Annotated in this window: 37 protein-coding genes; 32 read left to right on the plus strand and 5 right to left on the minus strand. The window is 38.8% G+C overall.

The window, feature by feature from the left end:
* Window positions 1-48 precede the first annotated feature (48 nt).
* The 10 genes from leuS (at window position 49) to M1F63_RS01110 (ending at window position 9,266) form a co-directional block, all read left to right on the plus strand.
* Window positions 49-2,550, plus strand: coding sequence for a leucine--tRNA ligase (gene leuS, locus M1F63_RS01065; protein WP_247940510.1), 2,502 nt, complete (start codon window positions 49-51; stop codon window positions 2,548-2,550).
* A gap of 91 nt (window positions 2,551-2,641) precedes the next feature.
* Window positions 2,642-3,097, plus strand: a complete 456-nt coding sequence (locus M1F63_RS01070; protein ID WP_216728608.1) for a MarR family winged helix-turn-helix transcriptional regulator — start codon at window positions 2,642-2,644, stop codon at window positions 3,095-3,097.
* A gap of 55 nt (window positions 3,098-3,152) precedes the next feature.
* Window positions 3,153-4,385, plus strand: a complete 1,233-nt coding sequence (locus M1F63_RS01075; protein ID WP_216728607.1) for an acyl-CoA thioester hydrolase/BAAT C-terminal domain-containing protein — start codon at window positions 3,153-3,155, stop codon at window positions 4,383-4,385.
* Window positions 4,386-4,524: 139 nt separating this feature from the next.
* Entirely contained in the window at window positions 4,525-4,938 is a 414-nt protein-coding gene (locus M1F63_RS01080) for a YjdF family protein (RefSeq protein ID WP_216728606.1), read from the plus strand.
* 499 nt (window positions 4,939-5,437) lie between these two features.
* Entirely contained in the window at window positions 5,438-6,304 is an 867-nt protein-coding gene (locus M1F63_RS01085; protein ID WP_007520786.1) for an ABC transporter ATP-binding protein, read from the plus strand.
* Complete coding sequence (locus M1F63_RS01090) at window positions 6,304-7,146, plus strand: ABC transporter permease (protein WP_247940511.1); 843 nt, start codon at window positions 6,304-6,306, stop codon at window positions 7,144-7,146. Before M1F63_RS01085 ends, M1F63_RS01090 begins: the two co-directional genes overlap by 1 nt.
* Before the next feature lie 18 nt (window positions 7,147-7,164).
* Entirely contained in the window at window positions 7,165-7,620 is a 456-nt protein-coding gene (locus M1F63_RS01095; protein WP_000701939.1) for a LytTR family DNA-binding domain-containing protein, read from the plus strand.
* Between the two features lie 9 nt (window positions 7,621-7,629).
* Window positions 7,630-8,049, plus strand: a complete 420-nt coding sequence (locus M1F63_RS01100) for a DUF3021 family protein (protein ID WP_247940512.1) — start codon at window positions 7,630-7,632, stop codon at window positions 8,047-8,049.
* Window positions 8,050-8,142: 93 nt separating this feature from the next.
* Complete coding sequence (locus tag M1F63_RS01105; RefSeq protein ID WP_001144886.1) at window positions 8,143-8,838, plus strand: GNAT family N-acetyltransferase; 696 nt, start codon at window positions 8,143-8,145, stop codon at window positions 8,836-8,838.
* 11 nt (window positions 8,839-8,849) lie between these two features.
* The gene (locus M1F63_RS01110; RefSeq protein ID WP_247940513.1) at window positions 8,850-9,266 is read left to right on the plus strand and encodes a GNAT family N-acetyltransferase; all 417 of its coding nucleotides are present in this window, start codon (window positions 8,850-8,852) and stop codon (window positions 9,264-9,266) included.
* Between the two features lie 673 nt (window positions 9,267-9,939).
* Here the strand turns inward: M1F63_RS01110 and M1F63_RS01115 are convergent.
* The 4 genes from M1F63_RS01115 to M1F63_RS01130 all read right to left on the minus strand — a co-directional run bounded on the left by M1F63_RS01115 (window position 9,940) and on the right by M1F63_RS01130 (window position 12,457).
* Window positions 9,940-11,088 carry a tyrosine-type recombinase/integrase gene (locus M1F63_RS01115; protein WP_247940514.1) on the minus strand — a complete coding sequence of 383 codons (1,149 nt, stop codon included), beginning with the start codon at window positions 11,086-11,088 and terminating at the stop codon, window positions 9,940-9,942.
* A gap of 172 nt (window positions 11,089-11,260) precedes the next feature.
* Complete coding sequence (locus M1F63_RS01120; RefSeq protein ID WP_075229578.1) at window positions 11,261-11,680, minus strand: Ltp family lipoprotein; 420 nt, start codon at window positions 11,678-11,680, stop codon at window positions 11,261-11,263.
* A 9-nt stretch (window positions 11,681-11,689) separates the two neighbouring features.
* Window positions 11,690-12,079, minus strand: coding sequence for an ImmA/IrrE family metallo-endopeptidase (locus M1F63_RS01125; protein ID WP_247940515.1), 390 nt, complete (start codon window positions 12,077-12,079; stop codon window positions 11,690-11,692).
* Window positions 12,080-12,091: 12 nt separating this feature from the next.
* On the minus strand, window positions 12,092-12,457 hold the full coding sequence (locus tag M1F63_RS01130; RefSeq protein WP_007519039.1) for a helix-turn-helix domain-containing protein: 366 nt from the start codon (window positions 12,455-12,457) through the stop codon (window positions 12,092-12,094).
* A 286-nt stretch (window positions 12,458-12,743) separates the two neighbouring features.
* Here M1F63_RS01130 and M1F63_RS01135 point away from each other — a divergent pair, with 286 nt between their 5' ends.
* From M1F63_RS01135 to M1F63_RS01150, 4 genes are all read left to right on the plus strand, one after another.
* A complete protein-coding gene (locus M1F63_RS01135) occupies window positions 12,744-12,890 on the plus strand; it encodes a hypothetical protein (RefSeq protein WP_192855251.1) in 147 nt (48 codons plus the stop codon).
* On the plus strand, window positions 12,883-13,086 hold the full coding sequence (locus M1F63_RS01140) for a helix-turn-helix domain-containing protein (protein ID WP_084953659.1): 204 nt from the start codon (window positions 12,883-12,885) through the stop codon (window positions 13,084-13,086). The genes M1F63_RS01135 and M1F63_RS01140 overlap by 8 nt, the downstream gene beginning before the upstream one ends.
* A gap of 142 nt (window positions 13,087-13,228) precedes the next feature.
* Window positions 13,229-13,426, plus strand: a complete 198-nt coding sequence (locus M1F63_RS01145; protein WP_247940516.1) for a hypothetical protein — start codon at window positions 13,229-13,231, stop codon at window positions 13,424-13,426.
* Window positions 13,427-13,436: 10 nt separating this feature from the next.
* Window positions 13,437-13,667, plus strand: a complete 231-nt coding sequence (locus tag M1F63_RS01150; RefSeq protein WP_247940517.1) for a hypothetical protein — start codon at window positions 13,437-13,439, stop codon at window positions 13,665-13,667.
* An 11-nt stretch (window positions 13,668-13,678) separates the two neighbouring features.
* On the opposite strand, the gene M1F63_RS01155 is transcribed toward M1F63_RS01150, so the two are convergent.
* A complete protein-coding gene (locus tag M1F63_RS01155) occupies window positions 13,679-13,888 on the minus strand; it encodes a hypothetical protein (RefSeq protein WP_247940518.1) in 210 nt (69 codons plus the stop codon).
* 59 nt (window positions 13,889-13,947) lie between these two features.
* Here M1F63_RS01155 and M1F63_RS01160 point away from each other — a divergent pair, with 59 nt between their 5' ends.
* From M1F63_RS01160 to M1F63_RS01245, 18 genes are all read left to right on the plus strand, one after another.
* The gene (locus M1F63_RS01160) at window positions 13,948-14,664 is read left to right on the plus strand and encodes an ORF6C domain-containing protein (protein ID WP_247940519.1); all 717 of its coding nucleotides are present in this window, start codon (window positions 13,948-13,950) and stop codon (window positions 14,662-14,664) included.
* Between the two features lie 12 nt (window positions 14,665-14,676).
* Window positions 14,677-14,934: a DNA-binding protein gene (locus M1F63_RS01165; RefSeq protein WP_247940520.1), complete on the plus strand. Its 258-nt coding sequence runs from the start codon at window positions 14,677-14,679 to the stop codon at window positions 14,932-14,934.
* A 78-nt stretch (window positions 14,935-15,012) separates the two neighbouring features.
* Window positions 15,013-15,225, plus strand: coding sequence for a hypothetical protein (locus M1F63_RS01170; protein ID WP_247940521.1), 213 nt, complete (start codon window positions 15,013-15,015; stop codon window positions 15,223-15,225).
* Between the two features lie 15 nt (window positions 15,226-15,240).
* Window positions 15,241-16,572 carry a replicative DNA helicase gene (gene dnaB / locus M1F63_RS01175; protein WP_247940766.1) on the plus strand — a complete coding sequence of 444 codons (1,332 nt, stop codon included), beginning with the start codon at window positions 15,241-15,243 and terminating at the stop codon, window positions 16,570-16,572.
* 3 nt (window positions 16,573-16,575) lie between these two features.
* Window positions 16,576-17,313, plus strand: coding sequence for a conserved phage C-terminal domain-containing protein (locus M1F63_RS01180; protein ID WP_247940522.1), 738 nt, complete (start codon window positions 16,576-16,578; stop codon window positions 17,311-17,313).
* Window positions 17,314-18,135: an ATP-binding protein gene (locus M1F63_RS01185; protein ID WP_247940523.1), complete on the plus strand. Its 822-nt coding sequence runs from the start codon at window positions 17,314-17,316 to the stop codon at window positions 18,133-18,135.
* An 11-nt stretch (window positions 18,136-18,146) separates the two neighbouring features.
* A complete protein-coding gene (locus tag M1F63_RS01190; protein WP_247940767.1) occupies window positions 18,147-18,920 on the plus strand; it encodes a DNA cytosine methyltransferase in 774 nt (257 codons plus the stop codon).
* Window positions 18,913-19,140, plus strand: coding sequence for a hypothetical protein (locus M1F63_RS01195; protein ID WP_247940524.1), 228 nt, complete (start codon window positions 18,913-18,915; stop codon window positions 19,138-19,140). Before M1F63_RS01190 ends, M1F63_RS01195 begins: the two co-directional genes overlap by 8 nt.
* Before the next feature lie 124 nt (window positions 19,141-19,264).
* Complete coding sequence (locus M1F63_RS01200; RefSeq protein WP_247940525.1) at window positions 19,265-19,813, plus strand: DUF1642 domain-containing protein; 549 nt, start codon at window positions 19,265-19,267, stop codon at window positions 19,811-19,813.
* Window positions 19,813-20,100, plus strand: a complete 288-nt coding sequence (locus tag M1F63_RS01205; RefSeq protein ID WP_247940526.1) for a hypothetical protein — start codon at window positions 19,813-19,815, stop codon at window positions 20,098-20,100. Before M1F63_RS01200 ends, M1F63_RS01205 begins: the two co-directional genes overlap by 1 nt.
* Window positions 20,100-20,618, plus strand: coding sequence for an adenine-specific DNA methylase (locus M1F63_RS01210; protein ID WP_247940527.1), 519 nt, complete (start codon window positions 20,100-20,102; stop codon window positions 20,616-20,618). The genes M1F63_RS01205 and M1F63_RS01210 overlap by 1 nt, the downstream gene beginning before the upstream one ends.
* Entirely contained in the window at window positions 20,615-20,875 is a 261-nt protein-coding gene (locus M1F63_RS01215) for a DUF1372 family protein (protein ID WP_247940528.1), read from the plus strand. Before M1F63_RS01210 ends, M1F63_RS01215 begins: the two co-directional genes overlap by 4 nt.
* On the plus strand, window positions 20,875-21,120 hold the full coding sequence (locus M1F63_RS01220; protein WP_024056614.1) for a hypothetical protein: 246 nt from the start codon (window positions 20,875-20,877) through the stop codon (window positions 21,118-21,120). The genes M1F63_RS01215 and M1F63_RS01220 overlap by 1 nt, the downstream gene beginning before the upstream one ends.
* A complete protein-coding gene (locus tag M1F63_RS01225) occupies window positions 21,117-21,455 on the plus strand; it encodes a helix-turn-helix domain-containing protein (protein ID WP_024056613.1) in 339 nt (112 codons plus the stop codon). The genes M1F63_RS01220 and M1F63_RS01225 overlap by 4 nt, the downstream gene beginning before the upstream one ends.
* Entirely contained in the window at window positions 21,452-21,853 is a 402-nt protein-coding gene (locus M1F63_RS01230; RefSeq protein WP_015997053.1) for a hypothetical protein, read from the plus strand. The genes M1F63_RS01225 and M1F63_RS01230 overlap by 4 nt, the downstream gene beginning before the upstream one ends.
* 192 nt (window positions 21,854-22,045) lie before the next feature.
* Window positions 22,046-22,588, plus strand: coding sequence for a site-specific integrase (locus M1F63_RS01235; protein WP_223327204.1), 543 nt, complete (start codon window positions 22,046-22,048; stop codon window positions 22,586-22,588).
* Window positions 22,589-22,747: 159 nt separating this feature from the next.
* Window positions 22,748-22,993: a hypothetical protein gene (locus M1F63_RS01240; protein ID WP_247940529.1), complete on the plus strand. Its 246-nt coding sequence runs from the start codon at window positions 22,748-22,750 to the stop codon at window positions 22,991-22,993.
* Between the two features lie 117 nt (window positions 22,994-23,110).
* Entirely contained in the window at window positions 23,111-23,437 is a 327-nt protein-coding gene (locus tag M1F63_RS01245) for an endonuclease (protein WP_070837074.1), read from the plus strand.
* Window positions 23,438-23,540 lie beyond the last annotated feature (103 nt).

Consider the following 23,540-nt stretch of genomic DNA (forward strand, 5'->3'; position numbering starts at 1 on the left):
TCTCTTGAAAATGGTATAATAGTAACATCATAAAATTGGAGAGAGACCATGAGTTTTTACAATCATAAAGAAATTGAGCCTAAGTGGCAGGGCTACTGGGCGAAACATCATACATTTAAGACAGGAACAGATGCATCAAAACCGAAGTTTTATGCGCTTGACATGTTCCCTTATCCATCTGGAGCGGGTCTTCACGTAGGACACCCAGAGGGTTACACAGCAACCGATATCCTCAGCCGTTACAAACGTGCGCAAGGCTACAATGTCCTTCACCCAATGGGTTGGGATGCCTTTGGTTTGCCTGCAGAGCAATACGCTATGGATACGGGGAATGACCCAGCAGAATTTACAGCGGAAAACATTGCCAACTTCAAACGTCAAATCAACGCGCTTGGATTCTCTTACGACTGGGACCGTGAAGTTAACACAACAGATCCAAACTACTACAAATGGACTCAGTGGATCTTCACCAAGCTTTACGAAAAAGGTTTGGCCTATGAAGCGGAAGTACCAGTAAACTGGGTTGAGGAACTAGGAACAGCCATTGCCAATGAAGAAGTGCTTCCTGATGGAACTTCTGAGCGTGGGGGCTATCCTGTTGTCCGCAAACCGATGCGCCAATGGATGCTCAAAATCACGGCCTATGCAGAGCGCTTGCTTAATGACTTGGATGAGTTGGATTGGCCAGAGTCTATCAAGGACATGCAACGCAACTGGATTGGTAAATCAACTGGTGCCAATGTCACCTTTAAAGTGAAAGGGACTGACAAGGAATTTACCGTCTTTACCACTCGTCCGGATACGCTTTTCGGTGCGACTTTCACTGTCTTGGCTCCTGAGCATGAACTAGTAGATGCCATCACAAGTCCAGAGCAAGCTGATGCAGTTGCAGACTACAAACACCAAGCTAGTCTCAAGTCTGACTTGGCTCGTACCGACCTTGCTAAAGAAAAAACTGGTGTATGGACTGGTGCTTATGCCATCAACCCTGTCAATGGCAAGGAAATTCCAATCTGGATTGCGGACTATGTTCTTGCTAGCTATGGTACAGGTGCGGTAATGGCTGTGCCTGCCCATGACCAACGTGACTGGGAATTTGCCAAACAATTTGGCCTACCAATCGTAGAAGTGCTAGAAGGTGGAAACGTTGAAGAAGCTGCCTATACTGAAGATGGTCTTCATGTCAATTCAGACTTCCTTGATGGACTGAACAAAGAAGACGCTATTGCTAAGATTGTGGCTTGGTTGGAAGAAAAAGGCTGCGGTCAAGAGAAGGTTACCTACCGTCTCCGTGACTGGCTCTTTAGCCGTCAACGTTACTGGGGTGAGCCAATTCCAATCATTCATTGGGAAGATGGGACTTCAACGGCTGTTCCTGAAAATGAATTGCCACTTGTCTTGCCTGTAACTAAGGACATCCGTCCTTCAGGTACTGGTGAAAGTCCACTAGCTAACTTGACAGACTGGCTTGAAGTGACTCGTGAAGATGGTGTTAAAGGTCGTCGTGAAACCAATACCATGCCACAGTGGGCTGGTTCAAGTTGGTACTACCTCCGCTATATTGACCCTCATAACATTGAGAAATTGGCTGATGAGGATCTCCTCAAACAATGGTTGCCAGTGGATATCTACGTGGGTGGTGCAGAACACGCCGTTCTTCACTTGCTTTACGCTCGTTTCTGGCACAAATTCCTCTATGACCTTGGTGTTGTTCCAACCAAAGAACCATTCCAAAAACTCTTTAACCAAGGGATGATTTTGGGGACAAGCTATCGTGACCACCGTGGAGCTCTTGTAGCGACTGATAAGGTTGAAAAACGTGACGGTTCTTTCTTCCATGTGGAAACAGGAGAAGAGTTGGAGCAAGCACCAGCCAAGATGTCTAAATCCCTCAAGAACGTTGTTAACCCAGACGATGTGGTGGAACAATATGGTGCCGATACCCTTCGTGTTTATGAAATGTTCATGGGGCCACTTGACGCTTCCATCGCTTGGTCTGAGGAAGGTCTGGAAGGAAGCCGTAAATTCCTTGACCGTGTTTACCGTTTGATTACAAGTAAAGAAATTGTCGCGGAAAATAATGGTGCTCTTGACAAGGTCTACAATGAAACAGTCAAATCTGTCACTGAGCAAATCGAATCCATGAAATTCAACACAGCCATTGCCCAACTCATGGTCTTTGTCAACGCTGCCAACAAGGAAGACAAACTCTATGTGGACTACGCCAAAGGTTTTATCCAATTGATTGCCCCATTTGCACCTCACTTGGCAGAAGAACTCTGGCAAACAGTTGCTGCAACAGGTGAGTCCATCTCTTATGTAGCTTGGCCAACTTGGGACGAAAGCAAATTGGTTGAAGACGAAATCGAAATCGTCGTCCAAATCAAAGGAAAAGTCCGTGCCAAACTCATGGTCGCTAAAGACCTCTCACGTGAAGAATTGCAAGAAATTGCTCTGGCTGACGAAAAAGTCAAAGTGGAGATTGATGGCAAGGAAATCGTGAAGGTGATTGCAGTACCTAATAAATTGGTTAATATCGTTGTGAAATAAGATAGGAATCCTTCAGAGTAGAATCTGGAGGATTTTTATTTGACAGGAAGTTTCTATTTTGTTAATATAATTAACAAAGAAAAGAGAGATTATGGATAAAAAAGAATTTATTACATTTAATAATCGTTTCAATAGATTTATTTTAGCATTTGAACAGCTAAAAAAAAATCAACATAAAATTAGTATTGACAAATCCATTACGTTGAATGAGGTACATTTGATTGTTGTGATTGGGAAAAATCAGCCCTTAAATCTAGTGAAATTATCTGAATTATTAAAAGTTTCGAGAAGTGCAATAACTCAAAGTGTTAGGAGATTAATTCAAAAAAATTTAGTTGTTTTTGATTTTGCTCCGAATAATGGGAAAAATAAATATTTGAGATTATCTGAAAAAGGCATCGAAGTTTTTAAAATCCATAAGGAGCAACAAGCATATATTGAAGAATCGGTCTTTTCAGTTTTAAACAACTATAGCGAGGAGGAGCTTCAAATAGTTGTGAAATTGATGGATGATATTGAAAATGTATGGGGAAGATTACCGTGGTGAAAGTCACGGTAAATTTTAAATTTGGTTGTTAAGTATATTAACAAAAGGAGAAGATATGACTGTAAACATTGAACTGATTTCACAAACTGACTTAGCAGATGAATCTTTTTATATTACTATCAATGGTTTAGAACCAAGGACAAGGTATTGTGTAGAAATGTACCTGTCTGATTATTACTGTATAAATGCTCCCTTACTTTTAGATCATGATGTCATGTGGAAATCAACTGCAATTTTTTTATCTGATCAGGACGGTATGATTGACACCTCTCAAACAGCATCTATTTCGGGATCTTATAAAGGAGTTTCAGAAATGAGCTTGTTCTTTAATGCGAAACCGTTGAAGAATAGGAAAAGGAGATTACCCAGTTCTCTTGATAGAATTCCATTACGAAATTGTTTTGGTGTTGAAATTAAAATCAGGCTGGGGAAAGATGTGGTCGCGGAGCAAAGTTTTGTAAGGCGTTATATGAATCTGGGAATAAGGTATCAAGATATTTATGATAAGCATTTTCAAGGTCGATTATTTTATGATGAAAAGTTAAGAAAGGCGCCAGCCGTGATTATTGTTAGTGGTAGTGAGGGAAGAATTGAAAAAGCTCAGAACATTGCCCAACTTTTATCTTCTAGAGGCTACATTTGTCTTGCGATAGCTTATTTTGGTTTAGAGGGATTACCCCAAAACTTAGAACGAATTCCGATAGAATGTCTGGAGGAAGCGAAAGATTTTCTATGTCATCATCCTCAAGTTGATAATACAAAAATAGGAATATATGGTCGTTCTAAAGGAGCAGAGCTTGTTCTAGCTGGACAAAGTATTTTGGATGATGTGCAATGTTTGGTACTCAATTCCCCCTCAAATGTAATATTTGAGGGAATAAAGGGAAAACTCAACTCTCATTCATCTTCTTGGACATATTTGCAAAAAGAACTTCCGTATCAAAAATTTCAACTAGGAAATTATTTGTTAAACAAGTTTTTTGGAAAACATATTTCTGAAGATAGTAGGGCTCAGATTGATGTGAGTAAAATTGCCTCTCCTTTATTATTACTAGGAAGCGATGTCGATGAAATATGGGATGCGTCATCCGCGATAGATGATATTATTTCACATTATAAAGGGAAATCCATTTTGTTTAAAAAATACCATGAAACGGGGCATATGTTAACGGTTGCTTATCAACCGAATCATCGTTATCGAAAAGATTGGCGCTTATTAATGAAAGAAAGTGTAGACTCTTGGTTTGCTACGATAAATTTTTTTGATACACATTTGAAAAATTTGTAGATAGTGCTGAACCGTGCTATAATAGTCCCAACTAAGATAAAAACACAGTTCTGGTTGGTAGTCCAGACGTAGGCAAGCCTATCAGTAACCTTCCTCCTTGGTTGTCCATTCTTAGGGATAGATTTAAGGAGGTGCTGTCGTGGAAATCGTTTCAATTGGCTTGACAGTTTATTTTGAAGATGGATTTTGGCATGGATTGTTTGAACAAGAGTATGAGGGAACTTATCAAGTTTGTCGAGTGACATTTGGTCAGGAACCAAAAGAGGATGAAATTTTGAAACTTTTACAGACTCAGTTTGCTCGGTTATCTTTTAGTCCAGAGGCAACAGTCAAACAGCATGTGAAGATTAAGAATCCGAAGCGTCTGCAGCGAGCTGTAAAGAAACAGGTGAAGCAGAAAGTTTCTTCTAAGTCACAAGAGCTCTTGCAGTTGCAGTATGACGAACGAAAAAAGTATTCAAAACAACAGTCTAGTCTCCAAAAGCAATTGCTCAAGCAAGAGAAATTTGAACGCAAACAGCAAAAACGTAGAGAGAAGCACAAGGGTCACTAGTGACTCTCTCTTTCATAAAATAGAACAGCTCTTCTTGGATAACAAGAGCTGTTTTTGCTTGTATTGAAGATTTCTTTCCTAATAGATAGACTCATCGTTAATGGCAGTTTCAAATTCAGGACCATACTTGCTTACTTCAAATTCAATCCTGCCCCATTCAGCATTTTCATTTTACTAGAAGGGAGTGTGTGCTATGATTTCTGATTCATTTTTTATTGTTTGCTTTAGCGAGAACAATACTACTGACTCTTGGATTTTTCTGCCGGATGCTATAAAACACCTCTTTTATAGCGTATGTTTAAAAATATAATGTATGGTTGTAAGTATTTTTCAACATCCTCTAGTGATTCGATAGGAGAAAAACGGTTGCAGCCTGCACCACTTTAACTTAGCCCCCATTATTTTACCACTTGTCCTTTCATTTTAACTGCTTATCTCAAAAGTCGATTTTTCTTTCATTCTTTTTGTTAAACTAGTGTGGTAAAGAGGAGGAAAAAATATGATTTTACAAGCTAAGCATTTGACTAAACGGTACGGCAATCATATGGCTGTCGATGATATTCAGTTAGAGTTTGAAAAAGGAAGTTTCAATGCTATTTTGGGACCCAATGGTGCAGGGAAATCAACCACTATTTCCATGTTAATCGGTTTGAAAAAGCCGACACAAGGTCAGATTCGATATGCGCCAAATACGAAAATCGGAGTTGTTTTTCAAGCTAGTGTACTGGATGAGATGTTGACGGTTAGGGAAAATCTCACGATTCGTGCTCAACAGTATAAGGAGATTGCAGCAAGTCGTGTGGATGATTTGATTCATCAACTGGGTTTGACGGCTTTCCAGAAACAACTATATGGGACTTTGTCAGGTGGACAAAAACGTCGGGTTGATATTGCGCGTGCTCTTCTTTCGCGACCAGATATTCTTTTCTTGGATGAACCAACGACAGGTCTTGATATTCAAACTCGCAAATCCATCTGGGATCTACTGTATCGACTACAAAAGGATGAAGGGATGACTATTATCTTAACGACTCATTATCTGGATGAAGCGGATGAAGCGGATCAGATCTATATCGTTGATCATGGGAAAGTGATTGCGCAAGGTTCTGCGACTGCTATTAAAAGCCAGTATGCATCTAATATCCTAAAAATTCGTTTTAAGGAAATGAAGGATCTAGAAAAATTGCGACAGACTGGAATGACAGTCGAGGAAGAAAATGAGATGGAATATCTTTTTTATCCAAGGACGTCACAGGAGGCCATTGAATATTTGGCAAAAGTTCGAGAAGAAATTGATTCTTTTGAGTTTCGTCCGGGTACTATGGATGATGCCTTTATTGCACTTACAGGAAGAGAGGTTCGCTAATGTTAGCTTTATTGAAACGGAATTTTATCTTATATTTTCGTAATCGTTCGGGAGTATTTTTCTCATTATTGGGGGCATTGATTTCCTTCCTCCTTTATATCATTTTTTTGCAGAAGAATTTGACAGATTCTTGGTCCCAACTCCCTAATAGCACGAATCTTTTAAACAGCTGGCTGATGGGTGGGACCTTGGCTGTGACTGGGATTACAACCAGTTTTACAGCTCTTACACAAATGGTACAGGATCGTGAAAATCAAGTAGATCAAGATCTTTTCTTGACAGATTTAGGTAGCTGGGGCTTACAGGCGTCCTATCTAATCAGCAGTATTGTCATTTCTTTTGTCATGCAGGTGTTTATGTTTGCTGTTATGAGCCTTTATTTTAAAGAAAGTCCAGTTATCAGTCATTTACCGGAAATCGCTTTGATTATGTTATTAAGCAGTCTGATTTCAAGTTTGGTAAATGTTCTCTTGATTTACCGTTTTCAATCTGTAGATAGCCTTGGCAAACTGGCAACTATAGTGGGGACTGCTTCTGGATTTTTAGTAGGAACTTATATCCCCATTGGAGTATTACCTGATTCTGCACAGCTTTTCATGAAATGTACCCCTGCAACTTATATTGCTTCTCTCTATCGACAAGTCTTGATGAAAAAGCAGTTAGAGACCGCATTTTCAGGAAATAACAGTCTGTTACAGGAATTTCAAGAAAAAATGGGAATCCAAATCAACTGGCAAGAACTATTGACAAAGGAAGAAACATACTTTATAGTGGTTATTATCAGTCTCGTCGCTATTCTTCTTTGGGTGTTATTTGTTAAAGTGTTTAGCAAGAGAAAATAAAGATGTATTGGAGAGAAAATGAAGATTCGTTTTGAAATGAAGACAGAGTTTTCAGAAAAAGACCCACACATTTTAATTCAGGCGGCTCAGTTAACCGACCAAGCAAGAGAGGTCATGGAGTATTTAGAACAATTTTCAACGACCAATCAGGTGGTCATTCCTATTCGAACGGATGATCATCTGGTTATGGTGAAAATTGAGGATCTTATTCTAGCAGATATCGATAAGAATTTGTTGACCATTTATACGGTAGATGGGATTTATAAAACTAAGGAAACATTGACAAACTTTCAGAATCGAATTAATCGACGTAACTTTATACAGATATCGCGTCATTCAGTTATAAACATTGACCATTTAGAGTCATTATCGGATAGCTTTTCAGGGAACATGATGGCTAAGATGACTCGGGGTCTCAAATCGAGTGTGAGTAGGAAATACGTTAAGTCCTTAATGGATTATCTAGGTTTATAGGAGAAAATCATGAAGCGATTGATTGCTTATTTTGTATCGGGAATGCGTACGGCCTCCTTTGTTTATTTGAGTTTGGTGTTATTGGCTCAGTTTTATTCAGGTATTACCTATCCCGCACCAACGACAAAAAATATTCTAGCTTTGTTTTTGATGAGTGGAATTATGGGGGTATTGACCTTAATCCTTGAAAGACTGGAGTTTTTTGCTTATAGTATGCGTGTAGGAGTTCATTTGTTAGCGACAGCTACTATTTTAGTATTAACCTACCTATTTTTTGGCTGGGGTTCAGCATTGTTGAGTCCCTTGCTTTGGTTCTTTTTCTTATTAATTTATGGACTGATATGGTTGTACCAGATCTGGCAAACTCACAAGCTCACCCAACGAATTAATCAAGCCTTAGAAGATAAAAGAAAGAAAACGAATCACTAATGTAGTGTTGAGGATGAGGTTTGAGGAGAGTGCTAGTTTCCATATAGAGCAAATTATGATATAGTATTTTCAGCGTAAAACAAGGAGAAAACAATGCCAGTAAATGAATATGGTCAGATAATTGGTGAGTCAATGGAAGGTTATACTCCAGGAGAATTGCCTTCCATTGATTTCTTAGAAGGGTGCTACGCTCGGATAGAGGCTCTTTCGGTGGAAAAGCATGCGGAGGATTTATTAGCTGTTTATGGTCCAGATACTCCTCGGGAGATGTGGACCTACCTCTTTCAGGAACCAGTGGCAGATATGGAGGAACTGGTTACTGTCTTAAATCAGATGTTGGCTCGTAAGGACCGTTTTTACTATGCGATTATAGACAAGGCAACTGGTAAGGCTTTGGGGACTTTTTCTCTCATGCGTATTGACCAGAATAACCGAGTAATAGAAGTGGGTGCCGTCACTTTTTCTCCAGAATTAAGGGGAACACGTATAGGGACAGAGGCTCAATATCTCCTAGCTCGCTATGTTTTTGAGGAGCTTAACTATCGTCGCTATGAGTGGAAATGCGATGCTCTAAATCTGCCATCAAGACGAGCTGCGGAGCGTTTGGGCTTTGTTTATGAAGGAACCTTCCGCCAGGCAGTTGTTTATAAGGGGCGTACGAGAGATACGGATTGGTTGTCTATGATTGATAAGGACTGGCCTCAAGTCAAAGCTCGTTTAGAAACATGGTTGACTCCTGAAAATTTTGATAAAAATGGACGACAGTACAAGAGCTTGAGAGAATTCTGAGAGGTATTGAGATGATGACTATTAGAAGGCAAGAAATTGTCAAGCTAGAGGATGTTTTGCATCTCTATCAGGCAGTTGGATGGACAAATTATACACATCAACCTCAGATGTTGAAGAAAGCCTTGTCTCACTCATTAGCGATTTATATAGCACTTGATGGCGATGCCGTGGTGGGCTTGGTCCGTTTGGTTGGAGATGGTTTTTCATCGATTTTTGTTCAGGATTTGATCGTTTTGCCTAGCTATCAGCGCCAAGGGATTGGCAGTGCCTTAATGAAAGAGGCTTTAGGTGATTACAAAGATGCCTATCAAGTCCAACTAGTGACCGAACAGACAGAAAAAACCTTGGGATTCTATCGTTCTCTGGGATTTGAAACCTTATCTACTTATGATTGTACAGGCATGATTTGGGTGGATCGAAAAAGATAAAAAAATATTTTTTCTTAAGTAAAATTTAAGTCTCCTTGTGTATTATATAGTTATTAAATAAAGACCTCCTAATACTCTTCGAAAATCTCATCAACCTTCGTTAGAGTCGACTTAGCTAACTATAGTTATGCTTGCGCCTATCTGCCTGGTGTGATTTCGATTTTCATTGAGTACCCTTTATTTAATGAAATCCCAAACTTTTCTTTTTCATCATAATCTCCTAAAGAAGTCACCCCATCAGGTGGCTTTTTTATGATTTGGAGAGGAAAAATCCATTTGAAAAAAATTTTTTAAAAAATGATAAATCAGAGAAAAAGTTAAGTTAGCTTTAAGATTCATCTTGTATTATATAATCATTAAATAAAGACCTCCTAATACTCTTCGAAAATCTCACCATACTTCGTTAGAGTCGACTTAGCTAACTATAGTTATGCTTGCGTCTATCTGCCTAGTCTGATTTCGATTTTCATTGAGTACCCTTTATTTAATGAAATCCTAAACTTTTCTTTTTCATAATAATCTCCCTTAACTCCACCAAATCAGGTGGAGTTTTTTGGCTCTATTTCAGGCTTTTGGGGACTATTCTAAAAATCATTTTTCGATATTTTTTGGTATTTTTCGGATTTTGGTCGGGGAATTGGCGGGGACTTTTTGAGATTTTGGCGGGGATTTTTTAGCGAATATGACTAAGAAATAGGTCTGTTGTCGCTTCAGCAAGTTCGTCCTCTACTTGATTGTAACGATCGGTCATATAGATTTTTGTATGGCCCAGCGCCTGGCTTAATTGTTCAAGCGGAACCCCTGCAATAATGCTTTGAGTTGTGAAGAAGTGGCGCATCATGTGAGGTGTTACATGCAATCCTGTCGCTTCATTCACTAGATTGAAATTTCTATTTAACTGGTTTGGATTGATGAGACCACCTTTTTCGTTCAGGGTGATATAATCTTTTTGTTGTTCCTTGATAATTCCTAACTTTCGCTTAATTTTAGAGGCTTCAGCTATCAGATAATAGATTAGGTCTGTTCCGATATCATCAAGGCAGACATATCGCTCTGAATCCTTCGTTTTAAGCCCTCCTTTTCCCTTCAAGGTCTGGTTGCTTCGGCTGTCTCTAAGATGCAGTATAGCCCGTCCGCTGTCGTTCTGAGTGATGTCCATTGGACGCAAACCAAAGACTTCCCCTCTTCTCAATCCAAAAATGGTAAGATAGGTCAGAGCGTAGAATTGTTTTGGCATAATCTCTTCTGCCTTTGCTATCCAAGTCTTAAACTCTTTGAGAGTCACTTTCTTGTTAGCAGCAGGGATATCACTCTGGCCAATAAAGACACCTTTCAAGCGATTTGAGAGCAGATTCCCACTTTTCACGGCATCATTCAGCAATGCCATGAAGCTGGAATTGAGGGTTTGAACAGTGTATCTTGTATGGTTTTGCAACTTGTCAGCGATAAAGAGTTCATACTCATTTCTATCCAAATTTTTAAGCATGGCAGAACCAAACTTTGGCTTGATATGGTTCTTATAGAGATTGTCATTGAGGTAGTAGGAAGTGTCATTCCAGCGCCCTGTTGATAATCTCTTTTCAGAATAGATACCCCAATACTGATCAAGTGTTAGATTCGTATTGATACCCAATTCCTGATCGTGGATTTGTTGCTCAATCTCTGTCAAGGCTGCACGAGCTTGTGGGAGTGTTGTGAGACCACTTTTAGTAATCTCTTTCTTTTTACCACGAAAATAGAAAGATCGTCTGATATAGTAGCGCTTGCCTTTGGCGGTCTCATAGTAATAGATATTTGGATATTTTGTTTTAATGTATTTCATTGTATTCTCCTTGTTTATCAGCTTCTGGACAAGGTCTAAACGTTGAGAATATTGACATCACCCCTTTCATGGTGTAAAATAGAATATAGAAAAGAGGCCTTTTTAATGGCTGATTTTTATCTAAGCTAAGCTTCACAATCAAACTTTGGCGAGGGCGATTGTGGGGCTTTTTTTATTCATTTAATTTTTCAATAGCTTTCAGGGCCTGTTCTTCAGTAAACTGAGCATCTTTATCTGTCAAACTTTTAAGTATTTCTTGGTCAGTCTTACCTTCACTTCTTTCTTCTTTTGCAATATCGAGCGCTTCATTAACCCAAACATCACCAACATTCTCAACAGCATATTGAGCAGCTTTCTTTGAATATTTGTGACTCGCACTTTCTGTTAAATACCAAAGAAGTGTTTTTTCAGAAAATGACGCTTTACTTTCGACAAGTTCTTGAGCTGTTTTAAGCGCACTTGCTTTTTCTTCGTCTGCTTTGCTTGACGTTTGTTTTGTAAGAGCATTTGAACCACCGATAGCTAAGATAGCTACCAATATCCAAAACCAAACTTTTTTATAAAAAGGTTTAGAATCTTTTTCTTTGTTCATAACATCTCCTTAAATTATATTTGCTAAATTATAATATTCCTCTTTTACCATGATTTCATTTGTCACGGTTTTTAGATTGTAGTGGGACATGAATTTGAGGTAATCAAACTCTGTAGGGTCGTCTAAGCTTTCTATCGCATCTTTTACGAGATGATGGATCATATTCCTATCAGCTTCGTTTTCACAGCGTAGGCGAGCGTTCTGGTACTCTGAGCGTGTGTGATCCTTGTGTCCTAATTCATGCAGTAGGACTTTAACTCTCTCATTTTTATTGAGCTTGCTCGATAGGAAAGCTGTATTGGTTTCTTTTTCGTAAAATCCAAGTTCGTCAGGCATCAAATCTCCATCAAAATCCATAATACGAATCTGAAAATGACTTATAATTTCTTTTTCAGTCACTAAGCAATACCTCTAATCACCAGCTTCTTTGAGATAACCTTCAATGATAGACTGGATGATTTTCTTCTTTTCATCTGTTAATTCTCGACCGCCAAACATCATGACATTTGATGCCATTTCTTCAACATTTAGAACTTTCCCTTGCCATGTATACTCCTTGGTATCATCTGCAAGATTAGGATTTTCAGTACGACCTAATAAGTAGTCTGTACTAACACCAAAATAATCGGCTATTTCTTGTAGTCTGTCAGATTTTGGGTTACCTTTTTTTAGACTATAAAGATAATTTGTACTATATCCTAACTTTTCTTCTAAAATATTTAAAGAAATTTTCTGTTTATCAGCCAATTCTTTAATTCTGTCGAATGCTAAGAACATTGATATTTCAACCTTTCTAAGCATTACGAAAAAATATTTTAAAATTAGTTATAAAAACTCTTGACAAATTCTAAAACTAGTTTTAAAATAGTATTCGTAAGCTAAAGAGTTAGCGAACAAGACAACTAAAAAATAAAGCCTTACAAAACTGATTGGCGTCCGTTTTATATAGGTAAAACTTACTTTTAGTAGGTCTTTTCTCTATGTCTATATTCTAAAACTAGTTTTAGAATTTGTCAAGCAGTTCGCTAACTTTTTAGATAATTTTTTAAAAAGGAGGTCAGAGATGAACGAAGAAGACCTGAAAGAATTATTGGAACTCTTAGCGACAGATTATGGGCGAGGGTATCTAAATGGAGTAATTGGGGGACTTTCAATGCTTTTGAAAATTTCAAAAGAAGCAGAGAAATATAGAAAGGGAAAATATGAGTAAAGAACTAAAGATAATCAAGGCTAAAATCAAAACTCGTTTGATTGAGTTGGATATGACCCAAGCTGAATTGGCAAAACAAGTATCTGTAGCACCATCGGTCATTTCAGAACTGCTGAAGTATGGAAAAGGAAGTGATTATGTGAAAGAAAAAATCGTAGATGTTTTGGGTATTGAAAACCCTTGGAGAAATCACTGAGAGGTCCATACATGCAAGCAAAAATAATACTGAATTGGCAGAAGAAAAATCACCAACTTAGTCAGATGATGATCGATAGTCTTGAGGGACTAGATGTTTGGGAAACTATTTTAACACTAGGAAAAGTAAGAAGAGGAGCATTATGAACAACGCAGCGCAAAAAGTAACACGGATTGACAAAGATGCCTGGGATATTGCTACGGAGCTGGCGAATGAATACGGAGTATCCATTTGTCACATTATCAGCGAGAGCGTCCGATACTGTGCAGAGAATGCCGAATTTAAGGAGATGGACGTTGTCGTTAAACGATTGGTAGTAGGCAGTAAGGTGATTGAGTAGGAGGGTTGAGATGGACGTAAAGAAACAAAATAATGATCTCATCAAAGAAATCATTGAGAAACATTTTGAAAATATGGTTGACGATGTTTTGGCACATACAGAAACCTATTATGAAGCTTTAGGAGCTATTGCTTCCATCAAGGGATGGAATATTCCTGGCATGATTCACCTAGCTGATTGTTTGGGGAAAGCTATCAGAAAACGTGCTATGCGACAAAAAACACCTAATCATAAAAATTAGGTGCAGAAAGATTACGCATTTGAACGAATGTGTACTACATAATCAAGATTGACTAGATGTCGAAAATCCGTTTTAACTTCGACAAGAACTATATGATTCGCAGTGTCAGAGCAATCATCATATACTTGGAAAAAGTCAATTTTATCACCATTTGAGAAAGTGATTGTGATTGAATCATTCTCATCACTCTCATCAAAACAATCTTTGATGAATTGTTTCATATTCTCACCTCCTTTCTGCTTATATTATAGCAAAAGGAGAGAGCGTAGAAAGGAATACTATGAACGAAATTTTTAATTTTCACGGGCAGGAAGTCCGTACTTTGACAATTGATGACGATCCGTGGTTCGTTGGGAAAGATGTTGCGGATATCTTAGGATATGCGAATTCAAGAAAAGCAATTTTTGACCATGTAGATGATGATGATAAGACAGATGGGGTAACGATTCGTGACGCCATGGGTAGAAATCAAAACCCTATCATCATCAACGAATCTGGTCTCTACTCTCTTATCTTATCCAGCAAATTACCTCAAGCGAAAGAGTTCAAGCGCTGGGTGACATCAGAGGTCTTGCCAGCTATTCGCAAGCAGGGCGGATTTATCCGTGAGGATTTGGATGAGGATGCCTTCATCGCTCTATTTACTGGCCAGAAGAAATTGCGTGAACAGCAGGCGACCATGTTGGAAGATATTGACTACCTCAAGAGTGAGCAACCGATTCACCCAAGCTATGCTCAGTCGCTACTGAAGAAGCGCAAGGCTCGGGTTGTGGCTTGTTTGGGTGGGATTGATAGTCCAGCTTATGCGGATAAAATCTTCGCTCAATCGGTATTTAGACAAGCTGAGATTGACTTTAAAGACCACTTCAATATCAGTCGCTATGACTTGCTACCGAAGAAGTTTGCAGAAGCCGCATTGGCCTATTGGATGACTTGGGAGCCAAGCACCAATACCAAGATGAAAATCATGAAATTGAACTCATTTGACGAAGTGTAGGAGGGGAAGAAGATGGATAACGTTCTACTTTCGTTAACAGACTGGATCAAATCCATTATCAAGGACACGATCACAAGGTTGGTTGAAATAGAAAAAGATAGTGACCACTATCCAGAGCTGATGGATGTGAGCACTACCTGTGATTTTCTAGGAATCAACTATGACACATTTTCAAATAATTATCGTTACATGAAGGGATTTCCTAAAGAACTCCCTGGTAAGAAATGGTCAAAAAGAGCCATCAAAGAATGGCTCTCTAATCAACTATAATAACTTTACTAAAAGGCTTCTGGACAAGGTCTTAGCAAAATTATTTGACTATATTATAGCACAAAAGAGGATAAAAACATGAACAATTTACAAATTATCGCAGTAGGCACACTAGTATCAGTAGTATTGATTGAATCGCTGCTGATGAATGTCAAGCTTAAAATGGCCATGAGACAGAAAAAGACCATTCAATTTCAAGCGCCACAATTTGAAAAAGGGTTTATCGACTTTAAAACTGGCCGACGTGTGGACATTGATCCCGTGACACGAAAAGAAACATTTGTGGATTAAAACGGAGGGGAAATGATGGATGAATTTAGAATATTACCTCATGATCCAGTAGCGGAGCAGTCGGTTCTCGGGTCTGTCTTTATTTCACCTAACTCTCTCATCTCTCTAGCAGATGAATTGGTCCCTGATGATTTCTACAAGCCTGCAAATAAGATAGTGTTTAAAACCATGTTGTCTCTGCTTGCAAAAGGTGAGCCAATCGATGCCACAACTATGGTGTCTGCACTTACAAATCAAGGGGACATTTCAACTGTTGGGGGCATCAACTACGTTGTTGAGCTAGTAAACTCAACTCCGACATCAAAGAATGTGGAGCATTACGCAAAGCTTGTTAAAGAAAAAGCTACACTCCGAAAAGTAATCGCTGACTTGTCGGATTCACTCTCTAGCGCTTACCAAGGCGATGTCTCAATCGGTGATATTATTGCTAAAACTGAAAAGTCAATGCTTAACATAAGCAATCAAAATACGGGCACTGGATTTCGTAATGTGGCTGATATCCTTGATACACACATGCAAATGGTGGAGACTCGCTCGCAGACAGATGGAGTTGTGACAGGTCTATCTACTGGGTTCGTTGGACTGGACAAGATTACGACCGGCCTTCATGAGGATAATCTTATCATCCTTGCTGCTCGCCCTGCTATGGGTAAAACGGCGCTAGCTCTGAATATCGCTCAGTACATCGCTGTAAAAGAGAAAAAGCCTGTGGCTATTTTCTCGCTTGAGATGGGGGCGGGAAGCTTGATTGAGCGGATGTTAGCATCCGAGGGCATGGTAGAAGGGTATCACCTAAAAACTGGGAATCTGAGTGTTGAGGAATGGAGTAGGCTAGTGCATGCACAAGGGAATCTCTATGACGCCCCTATTTTCGTTGATGATACGGCTGGCATTCGCATCTCTGAGATACGTTCAAAGGCTCGAAAGCTTGCTCAGGAAATGGGAGGTCTTGGAGTCATTATCATTGACTACTTGCAGCTGATCACTGGATCAAAAGGCGAGAATCGACAGCAGGTGGTTTCTGAGATTTCTAGAGAATTGAAGATACTAGCTAAGGACTTGAAAGTACCTGTCATTGCCTTGTCACAGTTAAGCCGGGCAGTTGAGCAGAGACAGGACAAGCGTCCGATGCTTGCAGATTTGCGAGAGTCTGGCTCTATTGAGCAAGATGCTGATATTGTAGCTTTCTTGTACCGTGATGCCTATTATCAGAAAGAGCAAGCTGACAGTCAAGAAGCGAACAATGTGACAGAGCTGATCCTGGAAAAGAACCGACACGGCAGTCTAGGGACAGTGAAGTTGTATTTTCACAAAGAATACACAAAATTTTCAAGTGTGGAGGAGTAGAAGATGGCACAACGGAGAATGTTTAGCAGGAAGATTACTGAAACAGACAGATTTCTTGAGATGCCTTTATCATCACAAGCTCTCTATTTTCATCTTAATATGGGGGCAGATGATGAAGGGTTCATTGATAAGGCTAAGACTACCCAGAGAACAATTGGGGCAAGTGATGATGACATGAAGTTACTTATCGCAAAAGGATTCTTGATTCCGTTTGAAAGTGGAGTGGTTGTTATCCGACACTGGAGAATCCACAATTATATCAGATCTGACAGATTTCAGTCTACTTTACATCAGGATGAAAAAAATCAACTAGAATATGACCACTCAAAAACAGCTGTGTTAAAACCTTTGGAAAATGTCATACCAAATGGATACCGTTTGGATACACAGGATAGGGCAGGTGAGGTTAGCTTAGATGAGGATAGCTTAACTACCTACCCTAAAGAACCTGACAATATCCCTTACAAAGAAATTATCGATTATCTCAATTCAAAGACTGGAAAGAATTATAGAGATAATGTTCAGAAGAACAGATCTCTGATTAAGGCTAGATGGTCTGAAGGATATCGACTAGATGACTTTAAGCAGGTGATTGATAACATGGTTAAGGATTGGTCAGGTACGAAGTATGCGAAATACTTGAGACCAGAAACCCTCTTTGGAACGAAGTTCGACGGTTATTTGAATCAAGGAAATGTTGTTAAACGTGAAAAGAAAACAGACGAAAGGCTAGGGTTTTAGATGAAACAGTTTAAACAATTCAAGACTAGGATAGTTCTTGATGATGTCTGTGAAATTCATGGATGCCATCTTTGGTCTGTTAAAATCCCTGTCAAGGGCAAGGTTGAGGAAATCAGTCAATGTCCTGAGTGTGAGAAAGAGAATATTCGACGCTTTGAAAAGCAACTAAATATGGAATCCGAGGTCAAAAGTAAACTATCGTATACTTACGAAGTCTTTGCTCGTGACAGTATCGTTTCAAGCAAGCTGGCCAGCAAGTCGCTACATGACTATGAAATTCGAGTTGACATCGATGAAAATGCTATGAATTTTGTGAAGCGATTGGAGCGCTGCTATGCCAAGGGTGAGACTGGGAATGCTATCATCACTGGTCCGTCTGGTGTTGGTAAGAGTCATCTGACCTATGGCTTTGCTCGGTTTCTCAATGAGCAGTTCAAGTCTTATGATGAACCGAAAAGCGTGCTTTTTGTGTCGGTTGTGACCTTGTTTGACAAAATCCGTGAAAGCTTTGAGTTTGACAATGGATTTTCAGAAGCGAAGATGGTCAAGCTACTGTCTGAGGTTGATTTCCTTTTCTTAGATGACCTCGGGAAAGAGAGTCGCAAGGCTGACACGAAGCGAAATGAATGGGCGCATCAGATATTGTTCAAGATCCTGGATAATCGGACCAATACGATTATCAACACGAATTTGAGTAGCGAAGAGATTAAAGAGCTTTATTCGGACGATTTCGGGAATGGTGCTTTATCAAGTCGTATTTTTGAGGGAGCAACTGGCAGGTGCTTTGTGTATCCGTCTGGGATGAAGGATAGGAGGTATTGATTATCAAAGAAATGGTAGTTTGGGCGCTTTTTGATAGCGGGAATGGTTCGTATCTTAAAGGTGCGAAATATTTAAGCCGTTCAGGGGGGGCGAACATTGACATCTATCCGATTGGAATAGATATTGAAAACAAGAACGATCATTTTATAAATTTGAATCTTGCTGACTATGGGCGACTGTTTGGAGACAACACACTTTTTGATACGCTTGACAAGCTACCACGACCAGATTTAATCATAGCAAGTCCGCCATGTGAATCGTGGTCAAATGCTTCTGCAATGGAAAACGGGAATGCGTGTTGGAAACGCAATGATGTTTCTGATAGCTTGTTTGCTCCGCAAGTAAGACCTTCACCGTTCACAATTAGGGCAAATCAGGATTACGAGTCAGCCTATATAAATTATCAGTATGACAGACAATTTCTAAAAAGGGTCAATGGCGAGCTAACAGCTTTCAACACAATAGAAATCATAAAAAGATATAGACCACAATTTTGGGTTATTGAGAATCCAGCTGCTGACAGACTGTGGCCTTACATTGAGGATATTATTGGATTCAGAATTCCATACAAAAACCTAGCTAGATACAATAATTATGATTATCCTTTACAAAAACGGACGATTTTTGGAAGCAATATTGAACTTAATCTTAAAAATAAAATTATCAAGCAAGACATAGAGTGGAAGAATTTCTCAAAATCATACAACGAGAGATCTAATATACCTAAAAAATTGGTGTCAGAAATTTTTGAAAAAATCTACAAGGAGTTTTGCAAAGATGATTGAACTCTACTTCGTCTACAATGGACACTGCAAGTTTTACCTTGGAAGTTTTAACAATGTGGATGAACTTATCGAACGGATGAAAGACCATCAATGGGCATTCTCTGGCATTACTAGACCAAGATTTAAAAAATATATCGGAAGAAACGATGTACGTTTTGATTATGGTGCGGTAGATTGCTATTACTTAGCGACAAAATCAACGTGCCGCGAACCACGTTAAAAGCGAGCTAGAATATGCGTCAGACTTGGACGAATGACGTATAAAGAATTTGCTAGCTCTTGTGTCTTTGAGCCATGATGGGCAAGAGCTGGATTTTTTTAAAACAAACAGAAGGAGTTGGAAGATGAATAAAGAAAAAGTGTTTATCGAGGGATATGAAGTTGGTTTTCTAGTAGACACAACGGGGGCTATGGAAAAGAAAATTCAAGTCGTCAGTGGAGAAATCGTGAGCATAGACGAGAGATTCATTTACAAATCAATTGAACGTGAGAAAGTCACAATACCGCAGGTTGTGGCGGATTGGATTGAGGTTTGTAAAGAACATTTAACAAATAGTCTATATACTGCTATGAATCCAAATTTTATGAGAGAAAACAACCAAAGTTTCGATTTAACATTATGGATTAAAAAGACGAGCAATCAAGAACTTTTCGCCCATGCATGGCTTGACGGCTACGAGGTCGAGGAAGAGAAGCGGTATTTGGTTAAGGTGAAAGGTATGAATCGTCTCAATGGATGTCTAGCCTATAACAAAAAACTTGGTACTTGGTACTTTGGCATAAGTGGCAATTCTAAGATTCATAGCACAAACCACACTCGCAAAGAACTAGAAGAAGCCAATTTCGGCTGGGTATTCGATTGCCCAGGGATTGAGATTAAGGAGGTTGAGTGATGGTACAAACACTTGAACAAGCTATAAAAACTGAAAGCAAACGCATAAAAATCCCTGCGAAAATCAGACCATTTGATGTAGGTTATCGAGTAGTAAACAAACACGGTCAAGCGCTCGCTTTAAGAAATGGGGCAAGTATATTCGCTTTACCTTCGCTTGCTGAAAAAGCCATAAAGAAAGAGTTTGGGAAAAACGATCCAGGTTTTGATATTGAAGAGCATTCTGTTGAAGAGGTCGCTATTGTGAACCTAAGTAAATTTCATAGTTATTTTGATGAGGTGGAGTGATGAAGATTGAACGAATTTGGGGATATCCATCTAAAAATACATTTTCAATAAAGCCAATCGCAGACATTTTAAGCGAAGAGGTCTTAGGTGGCTTGTGGATTGATCCTTTTGCAAATAATTCTAAAATCGCTACGATAACAAATGACTTAAATACTGAATTTGATACAGACTATCATCTTGATGCTCTAGAGTTTCTAAAGATGTTTCCTGATAGTTCCGTTGACGGAATTCTCTATGATCCTCCATATTCAACAAGACAAATTTCAGAAGTATATAAGGGGGTTGGATTGCCTGTAAACAAAGAAACAACTCAATCTACATTCTGGACAAAGCAGAAGAAAGAGATAGCGAGAATTGTGAAAATTGGTGGAAAAGTTATTTCATTTGGATGGAATAGTGGTGGGATAGGTAAAAAGAATGGATTTGAAATAATTCGTGTTCTATTAGTTCCACACGGTGGACATCATAATGACACAATCGTAACTATTGAAGAAAAGATTAGAGAGGTCACAGATTGAAACGATTCATCGCAATCTGGATATTATTGTCTGCTGGATTAAATATTTGGCAGAGTATCCACATTAAAAAACTAGAAGAAAAGCGCCCGATGCTCATCTACAAGGCAGATAATCAAGGCGCTGAAATCAAAGGCAGAATCACCCACAAAGAAAAAATAGGCGACATGTTCACTATCACAGTGCAAAATTACGGAATATTCGTAGTTACTCAAACAAGCTATGAATCTCTAAAAATAGGAGATGAGGTAATATTGTAATGACAAAATACAAGAAACCAACTTACATCATTATTCAGGAAGCAATGGCAGAACGCATTAGATTTCTGGAAGATGAACTGTATGAAAGGGCCTATAAGGATATTGAGAAACTAGAAGCTCAAAATGATTTCTTAAAAGCCCTTTGTAATAATCAACTTGAAATTATCATGGATTACGAATGGAAGCAGATGCAAGAGCAGGCTGAGTTCATAAAGGCTAATACTAGGAAATGGAGAGCAAGATGAAGCTAAGATTGAAAGAACTTAGAGAGGACCTATGTATCTCTGTCAAAGACATGGCCAGAGATACAGGTGTCTCCCAAAACACAATTCATTTGTACGAGCGAGGTGGATATCCGTCCATTAAGCAAATTGAAATGATTGCTAAAACCTATGATGTAAACCCTGCGTGGCTTGTTGGGTGGATAGATGATAAAATGATGCCTGGAGTCCAGGTCGTTGAGAAAGTTGTCTATAAAGAAAGTCCAACAGCAAGATTGCCAGATTATTTCAACAACAATAACGACGGTAAGATTATCAAGTGGAAGCAGTCACGAAGATATCGAGGGGGTAGGAATTGAAGAAATTAAGCGACGAAGACCTCAAAACATTAGACAGAGAACTTTTCAAATTTCAAAACATTCAACGGACAATAGATTTGAGAAGGCTAGAACTAGAAACTCGGAATCCAGATTCTCAAAGTGGGCCCAGCGTAGGAATAAGCAAACCTACCGAAACCATTGCAATCAGAATAGCGGATGATCCAACCTTAAAATTTCTCGAAGGGTTCAAAGCTATTATTAACAAACTCCTGATCAATCTAGTTGATGAGGATAAGGAAATCTTTAATCTGCGCTGGAGATATCCTCAACTGAGATGGGAAGAAATAGCAGAACAGAAATTCATGAGCAAAGCTACAATCTATCGACGTAGAAGGATTATCCTAGAGCAGTACGCTATTTTGAAAGGTGAGCTATAAATAAACATGAGACAAAAGACATCTTGAAGTCTCACAAAAAAAGGGTTATTATGATAGCATGAACTTCTGAAACAAAAACACACATCACACTTTAGGAGTCATCCTTAATTCTAGTCAGAAAAGTTGTCCAACAGAAGTATCGTCAAGAGTCAGCAAATGCTGGCTTTTTGTTTTGTGGAAAGGAGGTAGAATATGGAATTTGTATCACCGATAAAAGATAATGATGACATTCAGGCAATGAAAGATTATCTCAAAGAGTGGAATGAGATGTATTATATGCTATTCATTACAGGCCTGAATACTGGCTTGCGAGTCGGAGATATACTTACCTTGAAAGTTAAAGATGTTCAAGGTTGGCACATCAAACTGAGAGAACGGAAGACTGGCAAGCAGATAACAAGACGGATGACAAAAGAGCTCAAGAAAGAAATGAGGAGATATGTCGAAGACAAACCATTTCATCATTTCTTATTCAAGAGTAGGCAAGGTCAGAATAAAGCAATCACTCGTGAGCGAGCCTATCAAATCATACATGAAGCAGCTGAAGAACTAGGCATTGATAATGTCGGTACTCACACAATGCGAAAAACATTTGGCTATAAATATTACAACAAGACAAAGGACGTAGGGACATTGCAGAAAATGTTCAATCACTCATCACCTGCAATCACCCTGAGATACATAGGGATAGAGCAAGCAGAGCTTGATGACGCACTACGGAACTTTGTCATTTAATTTTTTTAGATATTACTTTCACATAATGAGTTAAGCATAAACTGAAAAAATGAAACTCTTTAAAACCCATGCTTAGTAAGGGTTTGAGATTTAGAGTGAGTTTAACAAAATATAAGATATGTGAAGGTGAGGGATAAAATTGGTATAGTTACAAGAGGTATGACTATGATAAAAATACTGAAAAGAATTTTGAATTTGATTTCTAAAAAAATATCAAGCAAAGATAAAATTCAAATTTTAGGAAGCATTGGCGATGAAACTTTAAGCCTCGAAGTAAGCGACATAGGGATACAAGGGAAAATTGTGGTTAGTGAAATTCACCCAGAATCAATTAGATTTTATAAGCATATCAAAGACAATAACAAAATCATTTCTATTAGCGAATACAAAAATAAAAAAGAATGAGACAAAAGACATCTTGAAGTCTCACAAAAAAAGGTTTATTATGGTAGCATGGTTTTCTTGTATGAGAGGGGATAGGTCACTGGCCTGTCCCTTTTAGTATTGGAAAGGAGGTTTGCTATGTACAACAAACCTGTCAGACCATCCTTGAAGTCTAAGAAGTGGGAGAAGTTCCGTGATAAGATTATGCGGAAGTTCGACTATCTTTGTCAGGAAAGTTTGAGGTATGGAATTTCAGTAGCAGCTGAAATGGTACATCATATCTTCCCTGTATCTGAATATCCTGAACTTGAATTCGTCGAGTGGAATTGTTTGCCACTAACAAACAAGAAACACAATACGTTTCACGATAGAAAGAATGATAAGATTATCAATCAAGGATTATTTTGGCAAAGAAAGAGAAAAAAGGAATTTGAAGAATTTTATGGATACCCCCCACCTCTTTAAAAATTCATTTTGGCCAGTAGGGTACCGGTGAAGGGAACTTTTTCCAAGTCGGGGACCTTCAAACAAAAAGGGGGTAAAAACTAAGCGATTTTGACGAAAGGAG

Origin of the sequence: Streptococcus oralis (genome assembly GCF_023109155.1) — a bacterium.
Lineage (GTDB): Bacteria > Bacillota > Bacilli > Lactobacillales > Streptococcaceae > Streptococcus > Streptococcus oralis_BZ.